Origin of the sequence: Rothia sp. HMSC066G02 (assembly GCF_001813145.1) — a bacterium.
Taxonomy (GTDB): Bacteria; Actinomycetota; Actinomycetes; order Actinomycetales; family Micrococcaceae; genus Rothia.
Genome location: NZ_KV811595.1, coordinates 193113 through 214668, shown reverse-complemented (window position 1 = coordinate 214668; position 21556 = coordinate 193113). Strand labels below are relative to the sequence as shown.

The following is a 21556-nucleotide window of genomic DNA, read 5'->3' as shown; positions in this document are numbered from 1 at the left end:
TACAACGCGGGCTCCGCGGATTTCGCGGTGCACGTTTGAGCTGTGTTTCTGAGCTATGCGCTGAATATTGTTCAGTAACGTAACAATTTTTGTGTAAGTGGTGAAGCTCATGTTAAGGTTGAGCAGGAAGGTTGTAGACCGAAACAGTGGTTGGGTCGGTCTGCATCTCGGTGATTGAAGCCCCTCCTCCGCGTAAGAACCGTTGATTATCTTACTGTGGTGGTGAGATAAAAGGTTCTGGAGGAGGGTGCTTTCTTTTAGTCTCGGACCGTGCACTTTGTGCGTGGTTGAGACTAAAGGTTTGTGTTATATGTATGGGCGCCGGATATGATCGGAACATATCCGGCGCCCGTCTTTTAATTTGCGATGAGAAGAAGCTCTGTCTGCTCTTGCACTGTCTGCGCTTGCACTGTCTGTATTTGTGCTGCCTCTAGTCGGACCACTTGAACTTACGTGAGGCAACAAACCCAATGACCACGGTCCACACAATGAGGACCCAGTGCGGGTCGGCAAGCCACTGATGCTGAATGAAGTTACCGCGCAACGCATCACCCAGAGCCGCCGAGGGCGACCACGCCACAATTCCGGCGTACCAGTCGGGGAAGGACTTCAACGGGAACACCACGCCGCCGGCACCGGCAAGAATGACCCAGGCAATATTCACGATGGCGAGGGTCGCCTCCGCGCGCACCGTACCGGCAATGAGCAGGCCCAGCGCCGTAAATGCGCCAGCACCCATGATCATCGTGATGATGGAGCGCGAGACGGCGATAGCGTCCGGGCGCCACCCCAGGCCGTACCCCAGAACCGCCACCAGGGTGAACTGAATCGCCACGACCACCAGCACCGCAATGCACTTGCCCATAATCAGGCCGTTACGGCCCAGGGGAGTGGTCGCCAGGAACCGCAGCACGCCGTAGCGGCGATCAAAACCGGTGGCAATGCCCTGGCCGGACAGCGCCGTAGAAATCACGCAGAGCGCCAGAACGCCGGGGACCGCCGCATCCATGCGGGAGACCCCCACCGAGTTTGCGTATTCATCGATCAGACCGGTGAAGCGCAGGGCAATGAGCGCCATGACGGGGAAAATAATGTTGAGCATCAGCTGTTCGCCGTTGCGTAGCATCGCCATGGTTTCGTAGCGGCCCTGCTCAATCACGCGCACGAGCGGGTAGTTCGCGCGCGGGGGAATGTACTCCTCATCTTCATCAATAGAAGAGACCTTGGGGCGGGTGTTCGCGGCACGTTCTTCCATTCGGATCCCCTCTGCGCGGTTCTCTTCTACCGGATTTTCTGCAGCCCGGTTGTTCTCGGTGCGTGCGGTGTTGCTCATCGGATATCACGTCCTGAAATGTCGAGGAAGACATCCTCAAGAGTCTTCGGTTCCATGGTGAGGGAAATCGGCATGAGGTAACGCTCGGCGAGCGCTGAGGTGAATGCCGCCAGATGCTCGGGACGCAGTGCGCCGACCAGCTCATACGCGCCGGGTACGGAGGGTGCACCGTCACGAGCCGGGGTGTAGGGCACCTTCTCGATGAGCTCCACACCGGCACGCAGATGCGCGGGCAGCAGCTGCTCACGGGTGGGGGTGGGTGCATCCAGGGTGTACTGCAGGCGGTTCGTGCCGTCGCTGGCGATGAGCTCGGAGACGGTACCTTCTTGAACCGTGGTGCCGTTTTCAATGATGTAGACGTAGTCGGCGAGCTTCTGCGCGTCGTCAATCAGGTGCGTGGTGAGCACGATTGCGGTTCCGAGTTCACGCTGTTCACGAATAATGTCGAAGACAACGTTGCGGGATTGCGGATCCAGACCTGCGGAGGGTTCGTCGAGGAAGAGCACGTCCGGGCGGCCAATGAGGGCGGCGGCGAGAGAGACGCGCTGCTTCTGACCACCCGAGAGGCGGCGAATCATGGTGCCGTTGAAAGCGTCAATGCCCAGGCGTTCTGCGAGCTCTTCGACCGGGTACGGGTCGGTGTACATGGTCGAAATATGCTCGAGCAGCGGGATGGGGTGCATGGCGTTGGGCAGGCCGCCGTCCTGGAGCATAATGCCGACCTTGGCGCGTAGCTCCGGGTCCGCCTGCAGCGGGTTTTCGCCGAGGAGGCGCACGGTACCGCGGGTTGGCTTGAGCAGGCCCTGAGCGCAGGCGAGGGTCGTGGTTTTGCCAGCGCCATTAGCACCGAGCAGGACGACCACTTCACCGGGGAAGACGCGCAGGTTGACCTTGTTGACGGCGCGGTAGAGCCCGCTGGCGGTGAGCCGTTCGGGGTATTTGGTGCGGAAGGCGCGTGAGGGTTTGAACTCTTTGATGAGGTCTTTAATGGTGAGCGCCGGTTCTTCGGCGACGATGCGTCGTCGTGCGATGGGGGAGGCGCTGGGCTCCGTGTGGTGCTCAGCGTGTGCCGTTGGCGCGGCGGATGCACGCCCAGGGTGGTCCTGCTGGCCCGCGGTGGTGGTCTCCATAGACAGTCACTTTCGATTTTTTCGATGAAGGAGCGTGTGTGCCCCCTTCATCTTATGCCCTAACTCACGTTTAAAGCACACCCGTAACGACTCAAAAGTTCACCTTAAGGTAGAAAAGTTAGCAAGTAGGGGTACCTAACTAGCCAAAGAAAAACTAATTAGGACATACTTTATTTGTGTATTCCGTGAATAAGACCCCTCAGCGCGCCTCAACGAACGAGGCGCAGACCCGAAACGGCACCCGAACCGCCGCCTCGGGCTCTACTGGTGCTCCCAGCACCAAGTCCTCCGCGGCACGCACATCCAAGCGCAAAGCCGAGGCAGAAGAACGCACTAGGGACCGCGTCCTGCGCGAAGTCCTCAACAACGGCCCCGTATCCGCAGCAACCCTCGGTGAGCTCCTCAGCCTCACCCCCGCAGCGGTACGCCGCCACCTCGACGCCCTCGAATCCAACAACATGATTGAGGTCGCGCCCATCAAAAAGCACGGCGCCGGAGCTGGACGACCCGCCCGCCGCTACGTGATCGCCCCCCAGGGCCACGAACGCCTCGGCAACGACTACCTCATCATCGCCCGCGACGCCCTGCAAATGCTCCGCGACACGGTTGGGCAGGAAGCCCTCGAAGCTTTCGCCTCCGCCCGCGCCGCAGAAATGGAAGCCCGCTACCGACCCGTCGTAGAAGCCGCCGGTGATGACGTGGCAGCCAGAGCGCAGGCGCTCGCAGAGGCAATGAGCAAGGACGGTTTCGTGGCGACCGCTCAGGTCACCGCGCCTCCTGCAGGGCGAACCGTTCCCGAGCATTTTCTGGCAAGTATTCAGCTCTGTCAGGGTCACTGCCCGGTACGCGACCTCGCTGGAGACTTCCAAGTGTTCTGCGAGCAGGAAACCGGGATTATTTCTGACCTGCTCGGCGTTGATGTCCGTAGGCTTTCAACCATGGCTTCGGGTGCTCACGTGTGTACCACGCACGTGCCCCTGAACCGTGTCACCGCCGAGGGTGAGAAGAACGCAGAAGAATCCTAGAGAAACTTATTCCTAGAGAAACCTTCCGCGTAACGCTTACCGCAGTACCCCGCGGCGCACCCCGATGAACCCCTCAAGGGGCGCGACTCGCACGCTGAAACCCGCCCGTCCCACGCTGCGTTAAACGCCGTGGTCGAGAGCGGCATCAGCCCCTAAAACTACCGCGCCTGCAACCGGCAGGTGGCGGAGAGAAATGTAATAACCATCGAAGAAAGGCCGTAATGACTGAGAAAGTTGGGCAGAACGCCAACGACACCGTCATTTCAGAGATCCTGGAGATGAACCCCGAACTCGAGGGCATTGGCAACTACGAGTACGGTTGGGCAGACTCCGACGAAGCAGGCCAGGTAGCAAAGCGCGGCCTGGACGAGAACGTCGTGCGCGACATCTCTGCGAAGAAGAACGAACCCCAGTGGATGCTGGATATGCGTCTGAAGGCGCTGAAGTTCTTCGAGCGTAAGCCCATGCCCACCTGGGGCGCGGATCTTTCCGAAATTGACTTCGACAACATCAAGTACTTCGTGCGCTCGACCGAGGGTCAGGCGGCTTCTTGGGAGGAACTGCCCGAGGACATCCGCACCACCTACGAGCGTCTGGGCATTCCCGAGGCGGAGCGTAACTCCCTCGTCGCGGGTGTGGCTGCACAGTACGAGTCTGAGGTCGTGTACCACCAGATCCGTGAGGACCTGGAGCAGCAGGGCGTGATCTTTGTCGACACCGACACCGGTCTGCGCGAATACCCCGAACTGTTCAAGGAATACTTCGGCTCCATCATCCCGATTGGTGACAACAAGTTCTCCGCGCTGAACACCGCCGTATGGTCCGGTGGCTCCTTCGTGTACGTTCCCCCGGGAGTCCACGTGGAGATCCCGCTGCAGGCGTACTTCCGCATTAACACCGAGAACATGGGCCAGTTCGAACGCACCCTGATCATCGCGGACGAAGGCTCCTACGTTCACTACATTGAGGGCTGCACCGCCCCCATCTACAAGTCCGACTCCCTGCACTCCGCAGTGGTTGAGATTGTGCTGAAGAAGAACGCACGCGTTCGCTACACCACCATCCAGAACTGGTCGAACAACGTCTACAACCTGGTGACCAAGCGTGCGGTTGCGCACGAGGGCGCCACCATGGAATGGGTGGACGGCAACATCGGCTCCAAGGTCACCCAGAAGTACCCGGCTGTTTACATGGTCGGCGAGCACGCTAAGGGTGAGACCCTGTCCATCGCATTCGCGGGTGAGGGTCAGCACCAGGACACCGGCTCGAAGATGGTTCACATTGCACCGAACACCTCCTCGACCATTGTGTCCAAGTCCGTGGCACGTAACGGTGGCCGTAGCGCATACCGCGGCCTGGTTCAGGTTCGTGAGGGTGCTAAGCACTCCAAGTCCTCCGTGGTCTGTGACGCACTGCTGGTGGACACCATCTCCCGCTCCGACACCTACCCCTACGTGGATGTGCGCGAGGACGATGTGACCATGGGTCACGAGGCGACCGTTTCCCGCGTCTCCGAGGACCAGCTGTTCTACCTGATGCAGCGCGGCCTGAGCGAAGAAGAAGCAATGGCGATGATCGTCCGCGGCTTCGTTGAGCCTATCGCCCGCGAGCTGCCGATGGAGTACGCACTCGAACTGAACCGCCTGATCGAACTTCAGATGGAAGGATCTGTGGGCTAATGCCGACCAACGAAGAAACCCTGGGTTACCACTCCCCGATCATCCCCGGCATGGACCAGGAGGGCGAGAAGCTCGCCACCGAGTTCGCCCACGATGACACCCTGATGCGCGCCACCGAGGCACACCACCAGGGCTCCAACCCGAACAACATCCAGAAGGTACTCGAAGCATCCCGTGCAGAGCGTAAGACCTCCTACAACGTGGAGGACTTCGCACCCCTGACCGGTCGTGAAGAGGACTGGCGCTTCACCCCGCTGAAGCGTCTGGGCGGCCTGCACCTGGAGAAGCTGACCGGCACCGCACCGGCACCGAAGGTGACCGCACCCGAGCAGGTTCAGGTTGAGACCGTCTCCCGCGAGGATGCACGCATCGGCTCCGCAGGTATCCCCGAGGACCGTGTGGCAGCAAACGCATGGTCCAGCTTCACCGAAGCAACCGTGGTGACCATCCCCGCCGAAGCTGAACTGGCTGAGCACGTGGAAATCGACATCACCGGCACCGGCAACGAAGCAGCCGCACAGCACATCGTGATTGAGGCTAAGCCCTTCTCGAAGGCTGTTGTGGTTCTGCGCCACACCGGCTCCACCGTCCTGGCACAGAACGTTGAGTTTGTGGTGAACGACGAGGCTGAGCTGAACGTTGTTTCCGTGCAGCAGTGGGCTGACGACGCAATCCACGCCTCCGCACACTACGCTAAGCTGGGCCGTAACGCACGCTTCAAGCACGTTGTGGTGTCCCTCGGTGGCGATCTGGTGCGCGTGACCCCCTCCACCAAGTTCACCGCTCCCGGCGCTGAGACTGAAATGTACGGCCTGTACTTCGTAGACGCAGGTCAGCACATTGAGTCCCGCCTGTTCGTGGACCACTCCGTACCCAACTGCAAGTCCCGCGTGACCTACAAGGGCGCGCTGCAGGGTAAGGGTGCGCACTCCGTATGGGTTGGTGACGTTCTGATTGGTAAGGATGCAGAAGGCACCGACACCTACGAGCTGAACCGTAACCTGCTGCTGGAAGTCGGCCCCCGCGCCGACTCCGTGCCGAACCTGGAGATTGAGACCGGCCTGATTGAGGGCGCCGGCCACGCATCCACCACTGGCCAGCTCGATGAGCAGCACCTGTGGTACCTGCAGGCTCGCGGTATCCCGGAGGCTGAGGCACGCCGTCTGGTCGTGCGCGGCTTCCTGAATGAGATCATTCAGCAGATTCGTGTTCCCGAACTTGAAGAGCAGCTCACCGAGGCCCTTGAGGCAGAGCTCGCCCTCAGCAACAACTAAGCTTTACCAGGAGAAATCAATGTCTACTCTTGAAATCAAGGACCTTCACGTCTCGGTTATCCTCGACGATGAAACCACCAAGCCCATCCTGAAGGGCGTTAACCTGACCATCAACTCGGGCGAGATTCACGCAATCATGGGCCCGAACGGTTCCGGTAAGTCCACTCTGGCTTCCACCATCGCCGGCCACCCCAAGTACCAGGTTGATTCCGGTCAGATCCTGCTCGACGGTGAGGACATCACCGAGATGAGCGTGGACGAGCGTGCACGCGCAGGCCTGTTCCTGGCTATGCAGTACCCGGTTGAGATCCCCGGCGTGACCATGTCTAACTTCCTGCGTTCCGCTAAGACCGCTGTGGACGGCAAGGCTCCCTCCCTGCGTACCTGGACTAAGGACGTTAAGGAAGCCATGAAGAACCTGGAGATTGACCCCGCGTTCATCGCACGTAACGTGAACGAGGGCTTCTCCGGTGGTGAGAAGAAGCGCCACGAGATCCTTCAGCTGGAGCTGCTCAAGCCCAAGTTCGGCATCCTGGACGAGACCGACTCCGGTCTGGACGTTGACGCACTGAAAATCGTGTCTGAGGGTGTGAACCGTGCGCACGACGAGAACGACATGGGCGTCATGCTGATTACCCACTACACCCGCATCCTGCGCTACATCAAGCCGCAGTTCGTGCACGTGTTCGTGGACGGCAAGATGGTTGACCAGGGCGGCCCCGAGCTGGCTGACCGCCTGGAAGAAGAGGGCTACGTAGCTTACGTGGGTAAGAAGTAAGCTTCTTCCCTGACCGGATTCTGACAGAAAGATAGGACTATGACTGAGACTGTGCAGGGTCGTGTTCCTCAGGAAGAGATTGAGGAAGCCCTCAAGGAGGTTATTGACCCGGAGCTTGGCGTCAATATTGTTGACCTCGGTCTGCTCTACGGTCTGCGCTGGGATGAGGATGGAACCCTCATTCTGGACCTGACTCTGACCACCGCAGCCTGCCCGCTGCAGGAGGTTATTGAGGAGCAGGTTCAGAGCAACCTGGATAACCTGGTTGATTCTTGGCGTGTGAACTGGGTTTGGATGCCGCCGTGGGGTCCGGAGCGTATTACTGAGGACGGCCGCGATATGATGCGCGCGCTGGGCTTCAACATCTAAGCTCCTGACTCGCAGATAAGGTACCCGCCCGGTGCGGAAGGTGTAAGCCTTCGGCACCGGGCGGGTATTTTTGTGTCTTCTGGGTTTTGCGTCTACCTAGTCGTCCAGGTGCAGCAGCTTCAGCGAGTATTCGTACTTGATCATCAGGGTCGAGCGGGTCGGCTCCGGCAGCAGAGCCAGACGGCGCGGGTCAGTATTATCCGCGACATCGGCAAGCTTCACCAGGCGAGCCAAATCATTCACACGCACCCTACCCAGGTACGCCTCGTAGGATTCGCCGGGGCGGCGGGTCAAGGCATCAATCGCATCCACAATACGCGCCGAGAAGTAACGGGCCAGATATGCGAGGGAAACACCGGTATCCTCCACCGTGTCGTGCAGCAACGCCACAATCTGAGCCTCAGTCTTCAGTTCCTCCAAAGACGAATCGGGATGAGTGGCTGCAGCCATTTCAGACACAAGCTTACGTGCCCCAAGAGCCACACGGCGAGGGTGGGAGATGTAGGGCCAGCCGTTACGATCAGTCTGCCCCTCATGCGCCTTGTCAGCGATGCTGTCTGCCAGGCGAACCATCTCTTTGTAGTAGTTATTCGACATGAGAACCTCCGTTGGTTTAGACTCCTGCGAGTTGACGGCACCCGCGACCGTGCCGGTACGTTGCGCTAAGCCGATACGGAACGGTAGCTGGTACCAACACTTTACTCCAGCAGCTACGCGGTGGCGGTAGAACTCGCCCGAGACACCCCTAATACGTCAAATATGACGCGCAGAAGAAGAAAATAGGGTGTTTTTCCCTCTGAACTTGTGGGTTTGGTGCCCTTTCTGCCGTGTATCTGCGGTTGGTAACAGGCATTCAGGAGGCGCCCGACACCTCCACGAAAGTGTCCGCCGTACCCTTTGGTGCCGCCCAGCGTAAACCGCCCAAAATCTCATATGGTGGCAAAAAATTTCTGTCTTTTTCTGGCGAAAATCGGTGCACAAACCGCCCAACACTAAGGCAGTTTAAGCGTGTTTAGCACACACCGATACACACTCATCAAACGAAAAAATTACACGCCCTCCACGCCCTGATAAAACATCCAAAAACCCGTATTTTTGTGCGAAAATACGCGATAAACTGGGGGCAACCAAACATCGGAGAACACCATGGCAGAGCTCTACGAGCGCTTCGTCGCTTTGTATCCCTACCCACACGAGCGAATCCGCCACGGCGCCCCACGAGCCGAACTTAACCGGCGATACCTCGAACACCTCTACGAGGGCAAGAATCGGGGAACAACCCCCATCGTGGTTGCCCTCGACCCGACCCTGCTCGGAACCATTGAGAATAACGTCTCCCTACGTACCTCAACCCCAGTGCAGGACATCACCGCCGACACCGTTGAGCGGTACGCACATGAGCTCATCACCGACCAGCATCATTACCTGGATCAGGTCGGTGTAGAAGTTGCCGCGCACGAGGCGTTCCGGCACCTGAACGAGAGCACCTACCTGCAGACCTACCGCCGCCTCATGGAAAACGGCGAACTCGGCGAAGACGATATTGGTACGCCCCTGAAAGCGGAGTACCCCTTCGAGCTGACCGCCGGCATCATCAATGAGAAGGTCAAAACCACCGACATTGACAGTGCCGCGGAACTGCTCATCATGGATCTGCCGCTGCGGGATGTATCCGGGGTATTTGCCTACCTGCCCTTTGGCGGGTGGGATTCCAGCCCCAGCCCCGAGGCGATGCTGTCCATTGCCCGCTACTGGTTTGAACGCGATGACGCCTACCCGGCTGTTATCGCCTCGGACTTTATCGAGTTCTACACGCCGGTGCCGGTCACGACCCGCCGCGACGCCGAGATCCTGGCGGTTGAGCATACGATGGTTTCCTCGGCGATGCCGGTGCGTGTCTACCGCGGCTTCGACAAGCTTGTGGAGGCGCTCTACGGTCAGCACGACTGGTACCTGTGGTGGGAGCAGCTCCCGGCGGTGCTCCTCATTGAAACACCCTAAACCAGCCTAGCTAGGCGAGTTAAAGCGAAGGGGCGTGATGAACCTACACGGTTCACCCCGCCCCTCTCGCGTATCTGCGTTATTTCAGCTCGTCCACGTGTCGCGCGCGCAAAGCACGAGCGGTCGCCGTCGCGTAATCAACCGCCTGCACCACCCACGGAATCAGCAGCCGCCAATACATGCGCTTGGGCAGGTTACGCGCCACCGCCGCCCTGCGCAACGCACCCCAACGGTCCATGAGCGCCGGAATCGACCGGACCATTAACGCAATCAGCAGACCCAGACGCTCGGGGGAAAGACCCACGAAACGCAACGGCGAACACAGCCTCACAAAGCCGTCAATCAGAACCGGCAGGGGAGTGCTCACCAGCAGAGCGCGGGACGCATAAAAAGCCGTCAGCATGGTCGCGATAGCATCCGCGCCGGAGGCGTACTGACCCGTCAACACGTAATAGCCGACCATAATCAGTAGTAGCAGAGACAGCGTGCGAACCACCAGCCACAGCTGGGAGGCCGGCACACCAGCCCACAACGCGCAGAACGTGGACGCCACCAAAGCCACCAGCGCCACCTGCCAACCGGTCACCGCCAACAGCAGAAACAGCCCAAAGAAGAGCGTGCTCTTGAACCACAGCGGCGCCCGATGCACCGGCGTGTTCAACGGCTGGTAGAAACCCACCAGCAGAGTACCGGGGTTGAAATCCGAGCCTTGGGCGGCGGGGCGAGGATTCACGCGCGGCGTGTTAGCGCCCATGGGCGCCTCCTGCCGAATCCAGATCTTCGGTAGCACCCTCGTTCGGGAACCCCTCAGCACACCACGTGCGGTACTGTTGCACCAGCTGCTCCGCATCCCCCTGAGCGAGCAGGCGCCCATCGTGAATAATGACGGCTTCATCGCAGGACGCCGCCAAATCCAGATCGTGCGTGCTGAGCACCAGCATCTGATCCAGCGACTCCAAGTGCTTGAGCAGCCGCGCGCGATTGCGCAAATCCAGCAGGGTGGTCGGCTCATCGAGCAGAAGAATCTGCGGGCGCGCCGCCAGCACACTGGTGAGAGCGACCAGCTGCTTTTCGCCTCCTGAGAGGGTGAAAACGCTCTGGTTTTCAAGGTGTTCGAGGCCGCGCTCGCGGAGCAGTTCACGAATCCGTTCGAGGCGCTGCTCACCGCTGAGGGCACTGCCTTCAACGGCGGCGGCACGGCGCAGGCTCAGGTCAATATCTTCGGCAACGGTGGGCATAATCAGCTGCGCCTCCGGCTGGGCGAAGAGCATGCCCACACCCTCAAAAGCGCCCTGGGAATGACCGCGAGCGCCCGTCGAGCCGCGGCTCGGCGCATCCAGGGTGTCGACACCGTTCACACGCACAATACCTTCATCCGGGTGGGTGAGCCCATTGAAAAGCCCCAGTAGGGTGGACTTGCCGCTACCGTTCAGACCCAGCACCGCGGTGCGCTTCGCCGTGAACCGCAGGCTCACATCCTTGAGGATACGGCGATGCCCGCCTTCGGGCAGCTCGGTGAAAACACTCACCGATTCAAGCTCAAGGGCGGGCATGCTGGTAGAGGCGCTCACCGCCTGCTCGCCTTGCACCTGCTGCGGTGCAGGCTGGCGCGTGGAGCGGCGAAAAAACATAGCTATCCTCTCGTGTGGCACATCGTGTGCCTTTAACGCTGGGTAGAAGCCAGGGACGGGAAGGCGCGGCGTACCGACAAACCAACCAGAACCGCGATCGTGGACTTTACCAGATCCCAGGGAACGAATACCATTGCCGCGCTGAATGCGGCGTCAAAAGTCATGTGGGCGTTCACCATCATACCGGCGATACCGCAGGCGGTCAGAACCACAAAACCGCAGAAGTTCGCGACCAGAGCCATGAGGAAGGTTGCACCAACCGAACGGGTGTTGCGGGTGAACAGGTAGGCGAGGGTACCGGCAATAGCGGCGAAGGGCAGGAAGCCGAGCAGGTAGCCGGCACTCGGGGAGGCGAGCGTACCCAAGCCGGCGCCGCCCTTAGCGAAGATGGGCAGGCCAGCGAAACCAACCAGCAGGTACAGCGCCACGGAGGCGGTGGCACGCTTGCCGCCGAGTACCTGAGCGGTGATGTAAATGCCGAGGGTTTGGAAGGTGAAGGGAACCGCAACGCCGCCCAAGCTGACGGCGGGCATGATGGCGAGCGCGGCGATGAAGCCCGCGAACACTGCGATGAGGGAGAGATCGGTGGCGAGGGAGGTCTTTGCCGCTACGTTACGGCGCGGTGCCTGGGTTGCCTGCGGTGCCTGGGCTGATTCGCGCACGGAATCGGTCATTGGGGTGGTACTCCTTTGATACGTGTTGCTCTGCAGATTTTTCTACAGAGTTGAGGGTGGCGGTGGTTGACTTGCTTGTCACAACCCAGTTTTGAACAATGTTCTACAAATAGTGTTCGGTATGTATAGTACACCGCATACCACAAAAACAAAAGGTGCCCCACATGCGCACTCGGCACGCCTGCACTAAAATTGATGAGGTGCTCTGCGCGCTCGCCGCTTCTAACCCGGCGAATCCCGCCTACCGAGCACTATCAACCCACACACCAGACCGCCATCCGGAAAGGCACCCATGATTGCTGTACAGAACCTCGAATTGCGTGCAGGCGCGCGCCTGCTCATGGAAGAGGTCACCTTCCGCATCGATAAGGGTGACAAGATTGGTCTGGTGGGCCGCAACGGTGCCGGTAAGACCACTATGACTAAGGTGCTTGCCGGTCTGACCCTGCCCGCTGACGGTACGGTGACCCGCAGCGGCACTATCGGCTACCTTCCGCAGGACCCGAAGGTGGATGACATGAGCCAGCTGGCGCGTGACCGCATCCTTTCGGCGCGTGGCCTGGACGGTGTGGCGCGTAAGATGCGTCAGGCGCAGGACGATATGGCGAGTGAAGACCCGGCGGTGCGCGCTAAGGGTATGCGCCGCTACGACCGTCTTGAGGCTGAGTTCATTGCCGGTGGCGGCTACGCGGCTGAGTCGGAGGCGGCGGTCATCACCTCCAACCTGGACCTGCCGGAGCGTGTGCTCGCCCAGCCGCTGTCTACTCTGTCGGGTGGTCAGCGTCGCCGTGTGGAGCTGGCGCGTATTCTCTTCTCCAATGCGGACACCATGCTTCTGGATGAGCCGACCAACCACCTGGATGCCGACTCGATTCTGTGGCTGCGTGACTTCTTGAAGAACTTCTCGGGCGGCCTGATGGTCATTAGCCACGATGTTGACCTGATGGAGCTGGTCGTCAACCGCGTCTTCTACCTGGACGCGAACCGCTGCGTGATTGACCAGTACAACATGGGCTGGAAGAACTACCTGACTCAGCGTGAGCAGGACGAGCACCGCCGCAAGCGTGAGCGTGCGAATGCGCAGAAGAAGGCGAATGCTCTGATGGAGCAGGCGAATAAGATGCGCGCGAAGGCGACGAAGGCTGTTGCTGCTCAGCAGATGATTAAGCGTGCTGAGAAGCTTCTGCGCGGCCTGGAGGAGGAGCGTCAGAGCGATAAGGTTGCGGCGATTCGCTTCCCGGATCCGGCGCCGTGCGGTAAGACTCCGCTCTCTGCGCAGGGCCTGTCGAAGTCCTATGGCTCTCTGGAGATTTTCACGGACGTTGATTTGGCGATTGACCGCGGTTCGCGAGTGGTGGTGCTGGGCCTGAACGGTGCCGGTAAGACCACTCTGCTGCGCATGCTGGCTGGTTCCACCGAGCCTGATACGGGTGAGGTTGTGTACGGTCACGGCGCGAAGCTGGGCTATTTTGCGCAGGAACACGAAATTCTTGATGGCGACCGCACTGTCTTTGAGAACATGAAGTCTGCCGCGCCGGATCTGGATGACACCCGCGTGCGCACGATTCTGGGTTCGTTCCTGTTCTCCGGTGATGACGTGGATAAGCCTGCCGGTGTGCTTTCCGGCGGTGAGAAGACCCGTCTGTCCCTGGCGACCCTGGTGGCGTCGAGTGCGAATGTGCTACTGCTCGATGAGCCGACCAACAACCTGGACCCCGCCTCGCGTGAGGAGATTCTGAACGCGTTGAAGGCGTACCAGGGCGCTATCGTGATGGTTTCTCACGATGAGGGTGCCGTGGAGGCGCTCGACCCCGAGCGTGTGCTGCTTCTGCCGGATGCGGTGGAGGACCTATGGTCGAAGGAATACCAGGACCTGATTTCGCTGGCGTAAGCAATATCCGCTGAACATCAAAGCCGACATGAAAGTACGGGGGAGGCTCCGGTACCGTGTGGTGCCGGGGCCTCTTTACGTGTATTGCGCGTTGTTTTATTGTCCGGGGCGTATTGTTTGTGGCGTATTGGCCGGGGTGTATTGTCCAGGGCGTGTTTTTTGTGTTCTGAAAATGTGTTGCGGAGATATTGTCGGTATTTTTCTCGCGAATAGTGCGGAAAAATGTGACCTGACCCGTGGGGTTGTATTGTTTTCTGATCATATGTGGTGTAATTGCGTTCCCGTGCATGTGATTTGTGGGTTCTGACACATGAAACTTGCGGCGTATTTGACGGGAAATAATGTTGCCTTGTGGGTTTTTCTGAGGGAAAGAAAAGCTCTCAGGCGATATTTCGGGGGGTCTGTGTGGGCTTTTTGAATTTTTCATGTGTCTCTACATACATTGTGGGAAAAATGGTAGAAACACAACATACATGGGGCGTAGACTTGTAACTGTTCCCGCCACTGCGAGGACGCAAACGCGAAACATTAGGGCTCACTACCGATGGTGAGCTAGCGCGGGGGAGAAGAGATTCCCGCCCGCTCACGAAGGAGAACTGCCAATGCACAACACTGAGTTCGAGAAGTACCCCACCTCCGGTGAAGAGAACGTTGAGGTTGACGTCTTCTGGCCCATCCAGGACGCTTAATCTCTCACCCCGATAGGTCGGGATAAGGATTAGAAAAGCGCCCCGCCGCTTCCATAGGGAAGTGACGGGGCGCTTTGCTGTCCTCAGTGAGAATTTAGTTATGCGGCGTGAATACCCAGTCCGAACATTTGTAGGGGGTATTCGGTAAAGCCCATCATGGCTGCCGCGTACCAGGCGATGTACCCGGTCAGTGCTAGAACGAGTGCCTTCTCGCGTACGCTGCCGGCATCACCCAGGAGTGGCAGCGCCATGTAGCCGCTCTTTTTCCATAGGGGGGATGCCACCAGGGGCTTGATGACAATGGGGTAGAGGGGCAGCAGGCCGCGGGTTGTCAGCAGGTCGCCAATCAGGTGAATGGTGGCGCCAACTGAAATAGCCCAGGGGAGCAGCGCCAGCGAATCGGTTGTATAGGCTGCGTATCCAAGGGCAACGGCACCGATCCATCCACCCGGTGCGCCGAGCACGCGCAAGGCTAGACCGCCCGAGAATGCGGCAAGAAGCAGTGAAGCCCAGGGGATTCCGTTGTAGCTCAGGTTGGCACTGAAATAGGCAACCGCCCAGAAAGCTATCAGACCCAAAATGGAGTGCGTTCCCTTGCGGTGTCCGCCGCTGACCGCCCCGACAATACGTGCTACCCAGCGTGAAAGGGGTGGGATGGAGTTGGCGATACTGCCGTTGTGGTGGTCAATATCCGGGAGCATGCCCGCACCGGCGCACGCCAGGGTGGTCACGATGAGGGTGGGGGTATCGGGAACCTGCACCACTCCCGTCTCGACGAGCACTAGCCAGCCAGCTGCGGCGCTGACGGTGTGCGAATAGCCCATCATGGGGAGGTGCCTCCTTGAATGTGATTGCCCTGCGAGTGTGGTTGCCTGGGTTCCGGGATGTTCACTCGAACTAATTAGAACAAATATAGCATATATCGAAATTACTTTCGATAGGTGGGGTTATCCCCTCAAGCGGCATCACTTCTCAATCGGCACTACCTCTCAAACGGAAGAGTCTGCTTCCAGAATTCGCGCTCGCGCAGGTAATTCTCCAGCCAGCCCACGTGCTCGGAGCACGCCAACCAAATCTTGCGGCGCTCGGGGGTGTGCACCTTCGGGTTGTTCCAGAGCAGCTGAAATTCTGCCGTCTGCTGGCAGCCCTTGCGGGAGCACTTGGCGTACTCAGGCTGTGCATCCTGAGAAAGTGAACCGAGCAGATCCATGTCTTCTTATCCTTACTATTGCGCCTCGACGTGCGGTGTTATTCCGTGCCCGCGAGACCGGGCAGAAAAGGGGTGCGGGCTGTTCCGCTTCAGCTAGTGTACGCGCCCGATGAGGCATGTAAAAGAAGGGGAGCGGGTGTTCAGTGTTCAAGAGCGGAGTGTAGCCTGCGGCACCTTTGCGCTAAAACGCGGTAAAATAGGGTTTGTCTGTCCATCCGTCCACACCCCAACCGCGTAGCCGCTGCATCGGCTCCGATCGCGAGGGGTCGACTCATCAAGGAAGCTCATGAGCGAGAACACTCCCAAGACCGTGCTGGTCACCGGCGGCAACCGAGGCATCGGCTACGAAATTGCCAAGGAATTCCAGGCAGCAGGACACAATGTCTGCATCACCTACCGTAGCGGTGAAGCCCCCGAAGAATTTTTCGCCGTCAAGGCAGATGTACGCGATGCCGACAGCATTAACGAAGCATTCAAGGAAATTGAAGCAGAGTTCGGCCCCGTGGAGGTGCTGGTCGCCAACGCAGGTATCACCCGCGACATGCTGCTGATGCGCATGAAGGAATCCGACTTCACCGACGTGGTCGACACCAACCTCACCGGTTCTTTCCGCGTGGTTCAGCGCGCCATCAAGGGCATGCTGAAGCTCAAGCGCGGCCGCATCATCCTGGTTTCCTCCGTGGTGGGTCTGTACGGTTCCCCCGGCCAGGTCAACTACTCCGCATCTAAGGCTGCACTGGTCGGTATGGCACGCTCCATCACCCGTGAGCTGGGCGGCCGTAACATCACCGCTAACGTGGTGGCACCGGGCTTCATTAACACCGCAATGACCGAGGTTCTGCCCGAGGAAACCAAGAAGAACTACCTGGCGTCCATCCCCGCTGGTCGTTTCGCGGAGGCAGAAGAGGTCGCTCGCGTGATTCGCTGGCTCGCATCCGATGAGGCTAGCTACATTTCTGGCGCTGTCATCCCCGTTGATGGCGGCCTGGGTATGGGTCACTAACCCCACCCGTACGGACTGCACGAAGCGCCTGAGCGTGGGCGCACCCTTTCTAGACTTTAAGGACATAAAACTATGGCACAGCTGACCGGCAAGACCATTATCATTACCGGCTCCTCCCGCGGTGTTGGCGCAGACACCGCACAGATTCTCGCCGCTGAGGGCGCGAACATTGTGGTGAACTATCGCTCCAAGGCACCGCGCGCGAACAAGATCGTCAAGGCTATTGAAGAGGCTGGCGGCAAGGCAATCGCGGTGCAGGCTGACGTGACCAACAATGAGGACCTGCAGAACCTCGTCAACACCGCCGTGGAGACCTTCGGTTCCCTGGACTACCTGATTCTGAACGCTTCGGGCGGCATGGAAACCGGCATGGGCGAAGACTACGCAATGCGCCTGAACCGTGACGCACAGCTGAACCTGGCACGCCTGGCTGCAGAGAAGATGCCCGAAGGCGCACGCATCGTGTTCGTGACCAGCCACCAGGCGCACTTCATCCGCGAGGTTGAGACCATGGACGAGTACAAGCCCGTCGCAGAGTCCAAGCGCGCAGGCGAAGACGCACTGATCGCCGAGATCCCCGCACTTTCCGAGAAGGGTATCTCCCTGGTCGTCGTGTCCGCTGACATGATTGAAGGCACCGTCACCGCAACCCTGCTGAACCGCCTGCACCCCGGCGCCATTGAGCAGCGCCGCGAGACCGCCGGCAAGCTCTACACCGTCAACGAGTTCGCGCAGGAAATCGCGAAGATGGTCACCGCAGACGTTGAAACCGGCCACGTTGAGCTGGTTGGCGGCGCACGCGGCTTCATCGACTAATAACTTCAGCTGCTATGGGTGCCGTCGCGGATGCGCCCGCCCCTCTGACAAGGTACATTTGATGAGGCGCGCCGCCCCTGACGCGGCGGCACCTATAGCCCCTAAGGTTTAGCGCGAGGAACCCAATGTGGGGTACCCGCGCACTATGCGCCAACCGCTCCGATAACCCGGCACGGGTTGCGGGGTGGGGCGCATCCCATCCATCTAACTCACTGGAAGAAGAACCATGAGCACCGTACTCAACCTTCAGAATGTCTCCGTGATTCGCGGCGGCCGCAAGATTCTCAACGACGTTTCCTGGACTGTGAACGAAGGTGAACGTTGGGTCGTTCTGGGCCCCAACGGCGCCGGTAAGTCCACTCTGCTTTCGATTGCGGCAGCCCGCCTGCACCCGACCAGCGGCGAGGTTGAAATCCTTGACGAGACCCTCGGCGCTGTTGACGTGTTCGACCTGCGCCCGCGCATTGGTCTGTCCTCCGGTGCTTCGGCTACCCAGATTCCCGCCAACGAGAAGGTTTCCGACGTTGTCGTGACCGCAGCGTACGCTGTGTCCGGCCGTTGGAAGGAAGAATACGACGTCATGGACGACGAGCGTGCCACCGAACTGCTGGCTGAGTGGGGCGTCGACACCCTCGCTGACCGCACCTTCGGCTCCCTCTCCGACGGCGAGCGCAAGCGTGCGCTGATTGCTCGCGCACTGATGACCGACCCCGAACTGCTGCTGCTGGACGAGCCCGGCGCAGGCATGGACATCTCTGGCCGTGAGGACCTGGTTGAGCGTCTGACCGCACTTGCCGCTGACCCCTACGCACCGGCTACCGTGCTCATCACCCACCACCTCGAGGAAATCCCGGCGGGCTTCACCCACGCCCTGCTGATCCGTGACGGCGGCGTGGTTGCTGCCGGCCCGATCCTGTCCACCATTACCGAGGCTAACCTCGCCGCAACCTACGATATGGACCTGGCTCTGACCGTCACCTCCGCGGGTCGTTACTCCGCGTTCAAGCGCGCATGAGCCGTGCCCCGAAGCAGCTGAGCGCCGAACAGATCGCTGAGCGTGCCGAGCGTGTCTACGCCATCGAGTCGGTCACGGCTCTGGCGCAGGCACCCGAGCAGGCTTTGCGCTACTACACGCAGCTGACCGATGTGAAGCTCCGTAGCGCCATGGAGCCGCAGTGGGGTATTTACATTGCGGAGTCCTCGAAGGTGATTCGTCGTGCGCTCGTTGCCGGTCATCAGCCCGTTTCTTTCCTGATGAGTGAGAAGTGGGCTGATGATTTGGCGGATGTTCTGCGCGCCCATCCTGACACTCCCGCGTATGTGGGTAGTGAGGAGCAGCTGGAGCAGGTGACCGGTTTTCATCTGCATCGTGGTGCGTTGGCGGCGATGGCTCGTCCGGAGCCGCAGCCTCTGGAGCAGTTGCTGCAGGGTGCCTCTCGCGTGGCGATTTTGGAAGATATTGTGGACCACACGAATGTGGGCGCTATTTTCCGTTCGGCTGCCGCGCTGAACGTGGATGCTGTGCTGGTGACTCCGCGGTGCGCTGATCCGCTGTACCGCCGCTCGATTCGAGTGTCGATGGGTACTGTTTTTCAGGTGCCGTGGGCTCGCCTGGAGTCGTGGCCTGCTGACTTGCAGACCCTGCACGAGCTGGGCTTTAAGAGCGCGGCGTTGGCTTTGGAGGAGGACTCGCTGACCCTGGAGGAGCTGTCTGCTCGCCGGGATGAGAAGCTTGCGCTGATTCTGGGCACGGAGGGGCACGGTCTGTCGCCCCGCACCTTGGCGGCGTGTGACGATACGGTGATGATTCCGATGTCGCACGGTGTGGATTCTTTGAATGTTGCGGCGGCGAGCGCCGTGGCGTTCTGGGAGACCCGCCCGCGTTCATAACCTGAGGTCTCACCTGGTTATTAACCCGCGTGAGTGCCTTCTTCGGGTGCCCTTGCGGCGTGTCGGTTGGTGCCTGTGAGGGAACGTACTGGGATTTAATCCGTGAAGGTGGTACCCTTAATGGGTTGTGTGCGCCCTATGCGGGCACAATGGTGATGCGCTCTGAGATTTTCTCGATAGCTGCACATCGAAAAACCTACTCCATCTATATAAGGGCTACTGGCAAAATCCAGTAGCAGAAGAAGGTAATCAATGAAGGCAGAAATCCACCCGGACTACAACCTGGTTCTGTTCCGCGACCTCGCATCCGGCAAGGTCTTCCTGACCCGTTCCACCATGACCTCGGACAAGACCGAGAAGTGGGAAGACGGCAACGAGTACCCGATCGTCGAGGTTGAAATCTCGTCCGAGTCGCACCCGTTCTACACCGGTAAGCAGCGCATCATGGACTCCGCAGGTCGCGTCGAGCGCTTCAACGCACGCTTCGGCAACTTCGGCAAGAAGTAAATCTTCTGTCCCAGTTTTGCTTTTTAGCGAAATCAATGCCCCGTTCTCCTTGGTTTTCAGGGAGGCGGGGCATTGTGCGTTCTGCGGCACATAGCAAAATAAATCGCGTGAACGTGAGGAAAGTTGTAGTGTAAAACCTTTCGTTCGCCGGTGCGCAGACCCGCTGACAGCGTTACAATGGGAAAGTATTTTGCGAGTTGTGCATTTTCTGTGCCCTCCAGCGCCGCCCCATATCGGCGGGTATTCTCCGGCTCTCTGCACTCGAGAGACTTCGCTGGATGCGCTGCGCGTCTCGCGTATCACCACCTCAAACAAAGGACAACTTAATGAGCGACGCTCACTCTGAACCGTCGCAGAAGAAGAAATGGGTCAAGCGTATTCTGCTGATCCTGCTGATTCTTCTGCTGGTTATTACCCTCGGTATTGGTTTCTTTATTTGGCGTGCTGGCCACACCTGGGATAGCAAGACCGAGAAGTTTGACTCCATCACTAAGGTGGATGAAGATCTCAGCAAAATTAAGGAGCAGCTTGGCGAGGCTAAGAAGCTCAACGTGACGGAGCTGAAGGCTCCGACCGTCACCAACTCGGATACCGGCAAGAACGGTGCTAATGGTGAGAACAGCTCCGATGCTGCTGCGGCTCTTGCAGCGAACGCCAGCGAACACGATAAGGACGGCGACGGTATCTTGGACAACGGATACAATTACGGCGTTATTAAGGGACCCGGCAAGAACATTCTGCTGCTCGGTAGCGATACCCGTACTGGTGCTGATGCAGCTCTGGTGAGCGGTTCCCGTGCGGACACCATCATGCTGATGCACATCCCGGCTGACGGCAAGGGTGTGTACATCATCTCGATTATGCGTGACACCTGGGTTGATATTCCCGGTTACGGTACGGCTAAGGTGAACGCGGCGCTAAACTACGGCGGTGTTTCCCTACAGGTTGCTACCATCGAAAACCTGGTGGGCGTCAAGATCGACCATGTGGCTGAAATTGAGTTTGAAGGATTCAAGTCTCTCGTGAATGCCATTGGTGGCGTGGACGTCCAGGTTCCCTTCGCATTCACCAGTAATGTCTGGACCTTTACCCCGGGTCTGATGCACCTCAACGGCAGTGGCGCTCTGAGCTTTGTTCGTGAACGTTACTCTTTCGCTGATGGTGACTACCAGCGTGTTCGTAACCAGCGTGCATTCCTGCGCGGCCTATACAACACGATGAAGGCTAAGGGCGCGCTGAGCAATGTTGCTTCTTTCCAGTCTTCTATCGAGTCTCTGACTGATTACATGCGTGTGGACTCCGGTCTGAATGCGGCGCAGATTGCTCAGATTGCGGCTCCGGTGTTGACCAGCGGTGACACTACGATGCGCATGACCACTCTGCCGAACGCTGGCCCGGGTTGGTCCTATGACGGTCAGTCAATCATTCTGGTTAACCAGGCTGCAAATGCCCACCTGGCAAGCGCACTGCAGAATGACACGATGGATCAGTTCATGGCTACTTACGGTCAGGACTAAGATCTAACTCCTTGCGGGGGTGAACGCTTGTATGCGCTTTCACCCCCGCTGTGTTTAACCGTTCCTAGTTAACCGTTCCTGGGAAAACAGGGTACGTGAAAGGGCGGCTACCTCACCGTGATGGTGGGGTAGTCGCCCC

General features: G+C 59.2%; 21 protein-coding genes. 13 read left to right on the top strand and 8 right to left on the bottom strand.

Going from position 1 to position 21556, the window contains the following annotated elements:
* Positions 1 to 430 precede the first annotated feature (430 nt).
* Positions 431 to 1333, bottom strand: a complete 903-nt coding sequence (locus HMPREF2894_RS06690; RefSeq protein ID WP_012903578.1) for an ABC transporter permease — start codon at positions 1331 to 1333, stop codon at positions 431 to 433.
* Positions 1330 to 2463 carry an ABC transporter ATP-binding protein gene (locus HMPREF2894_RS06685; protein ID WP_070678421.1) on the bottom strand — a complete coding sequence of 378 codons (1134 nt, stop codon included), beginning with the start codon at positions 2461 to 2463 and terminating at the stop codon, positions 1330 to 1332. Before HMPREF2894_RS06685 ends, HMPREF2894_RS06690 begins: the two co-directional genes overlap by 4 nt.
* Before the next feature lie 176 nt (positions 2464 to 2639).
* Between HMPREF2894_RS06685 and HMPREF2894_RS06680 the strand changes: the two genes are divergently transcribed.
* From HMPREF2894_RS06680 to HMPREF2894_RS06660, 5 genes are all read left to right on the top strand, one after another.
* Positions 2640 to 3488, top strand: a complete 849-nt coding sequence (locus tag HMPREF2894_RS06680; RefSeq protein WP_070678418.1) for a helix-turn-helix transcriptional regulator — start codon at positions 2640 to 2642, stop codon at positions 3486 to 3488.
* A 221-nt stretch (positions 3489 to 3709) separates the two neighbouring features.
* Entirely contained in the window at positions 3710 to 5167 is a 1458-nt protein-coding gene (gene sufB, locus HMPREF2894_RS06675) for a Fe-S cluster assembly protein SufB (protein WP_070543473.1), read from the top strand.
* On the top strand, positions 5167 to 6441 hold the full coding sequence (sufD, locus tag HMPREF2894_RS06670) for a Fe-S cluster assembly protein SufD (RefSeq protein ID WP_070678415.1): 1275 nt from the start codon (positions 5167 to 5169) through the stop codon (positions 6439 to 6441). Before sufB ends, sufD begins: the two co-directional genes overlap by 1 nt.
* Before the next feature lie 19 nt (positions 6442 to 6460).
* Entirely contained in the window at positions 6461 to 7219 is a 759-nt protein-coding gene (gene sufC / locus HMPREF2894_RS06665) for a Fe-S cluster assembly ATPase SufC (RefSeq protein WP_005506105.1), read from the top strand.
* Between the two features lie 39 nt (positions 7220 to 7258).
* Entirely contained in the window at positions 7259 to 7588 is a 330-nt protein-coding gene (locus HMPREF2894_RS06660; protein WP_005506103.1) for a metal-sulfur cluster assembly factor, read from the top strand.
* A 96-nt stretch (positions 7589 to 7684) separates the two neighbouring features.
* Here the strand turns inward: HMPREF2894_RS06660 and HMPREF2894_RS06655 are convergent, their stop codons facing one another.
* Entirely contained in the window at positions 7685 to 8185 is a 501-nt protein-coding gene (locus HMPREF2894_RS06655; RefSeq protein WP_005509108.1) for an HD domain-containing protein, read from the bottom strand.
* Between the two features lie 549 nt (positions 8186 to 8734).
* On the opposite strand from HMPREF2894_RS06655, the gene HMPREF2894_RS06650 reads away from it, so the two are divergent.
* Positions 8735 to 9589, top strand: coding sequence for a DUF4253 domain-containing protein (locus tag HMPREF2894_RS06650; RefSeq protein ID WP_070678412.1), 855 nt, complete (start codon positions 8735 to 8737; stop codon positions 9587 to 9589).
* Positions 9590 to 9668: 79 nt separating this feature from the next.
* Here the strand turns inward: HMPREF2894_RS06650 and HMPREF2894_RS06645 are convergent, their stop codons facing one another.
* From HMPREF2894_RS06645 to HMPREF2894_RS06635, 3 genes are read right to left on the bottom strand one after another with little or no spacing between them, the layout of a single operon-like run.
* Complete coding sequence (locus HMPREF2894_RS06645) at positions 9669 to 10343, bottom strand: energy-coupling factor transporter transmembrane component T family protein (protein WP_070678409.1); 675 nt, start codon at positions 10341 to 10343, stop codon at positions 9669 to 9671.
* The gene (locus tag HMPREF2894_RS06640; RefSeq protein WP_070678407.1) at positions 10333 to 11220 is read right to left on the bottom strand and encodes an energy-coupling factor ABC transporter ATP-binding protein; all 888 of its coding nucleotides are present in this window, start codon (positions 11218 to 11220) and stop codon (positions 10333 to 10335) included. Before HMPREF2894_RS06640 ends, HMPREF2894_RS06645 begins: the two co-directional genes overlap by 11 nt.
* A 32-nt stretch (positions 11221 to 11252) precedes the next feature.
* Positions 11253 to 11894, bottom strand: a complete 642-nt coding sequence (locus tag HMPREF2894_RS06635) for a biotin transporter BioY (protein ID WP_070593270.1) — start codon at positions 11892 to 11894, stop codon at positions 11253 to 11255.
* A 292-nt stretch (positions 11895 to 12186) separates the two neighbouring features.
* On the opposite strand from HMPREF2894_RS06635, the gene abc-f reads away from it, so the two are divergent.
* Complete coding sequence (abc-f, locus tag HMPREF2894_RS06630) at positions 12187 to 13785, top strand: ribosomal protection-like ABC-F family protein (RefSeq protein ID WP_049341260.1); 1599 nt, start codon at positions 12187 to 12189, stop codon at positions 13783 to 13785.
* Between the two features lie 787 nt (positions 13786 to 14572).
* Here abc-f and HMPREF2894_RS06625 read toward each other — a convergent pair.
* Both HMPREF2894_RS06625 and HMPREF2894_RS06620 read right to left on the bottom strand, forming a co-directional pair.
* Complete coding sequence (locus HMPREF2894_RS06625) at positions 14573 to 15301, bottom strand: metal-dependent hydrolase (RefSeq protein WP_012903565.1); 729 nt, start codon at positions 15299 to 15301, stop codon at positions 14573 to 14575.
* Positions 15302 to 15456: 155 nt separating this feature from the next.
* Complete coding sequence (locus HMPREF2894_RS06620) at positions 15457 to 15684, bottom strand: hypothetical protein (RefSeq protein ID WP_012903564.1); 228 nt, start codon at positions 15682 to 15684, stop codon at positions 15457 to 15459.
* A 286-nt stretch (positions 15685 to 15970) separates the two neighbouring features.
* Between HMPREF2894_RS06620 and HMPREF2894_RS06615 the strand changes: the two genes are divergently transcribed.
* From HMPREF2894_RS06615 to HMPREF2894_RS06590, 6 genes are all read left to right on the top strand, one after another.
* Complete coding sequence (locus HMPREF2894_RS06615) at positions 15971 to 16687, top strand: beta-ketoacyl-ACP reductase (protein ID WP_005509097.1); 717 nt, start codon at positions 15971 to 15973, stop codon at positions 16685 to 16687.
* Between the two features lie 72 nt (positions 16688 to 16759).
* Entirely contained in the window at positions 16760 to 17503 is a 744-nt protein-coding gene (locus HMPREF2894_RS06610) for an SDR family oxidoreductase (RefSeq protein WP_005506073.1), read from the top strand.
* Positions 17504 to 17729: 226 nt separating this feature from the next.
* The gene (locus tag HMPREF2894_RS06605) at positions 17730 to 18518 is read left to right on the top strand and encodes an ABC transporter ATP-binding protein (protein WP_012903561.1); all 789 of its coding nucleotides are present in this window, start codon (positions 17730 to 17732) and stop codon (positions 18516 to 18518) included.
* Positions 18515 to 19393 carry a TrmH family RNA methyltransferase gene (locus HMPREF2894_RS06600; RefSeq protein WP_012903560.1) on the top strand — a complete coding sequence of 293 codons (879 nt, stop codon included), beginning with the start codon at positions 18515 to 18517 and terminating at the stop codon, positions 19391 to 19393. Before HMPREF2894_RS06605 ends, HMPREF2894_RS06600 begins: the two co-directional genes overlap by 4 nt.
* A gap of 252 nt (positions 19394 to 19645) precedes the next feature.
* Positions 19646 to 19900: a type B 50S ribosomal protein L31 gene (locus HMPREF2894_RS06595; protein ID WP_005506069.1), complete on the top strand. Its 255-nt coding sequence runs from the start codon at positions 19646 to 19648 to the stop codon at positions 19898 to 19900.
* A gap of 326 nt (positions 19901 to 20226) precedes the next feature.
* Positions 20227 to 21417 carry an LCP family protein gene (locus tag HMPREF2894_RS06590; RefSeq protein WP_070678404.1) on the top strand — a complete coding sequence of 397 codons (1191 nt, stop codon included), beginning with the start codon at positions 20227 to 20229 and terminating at the stop codon, positions 21415 to 21417.
* Positions 21418 to 21556: the final 139 nt, after the last annotated feature.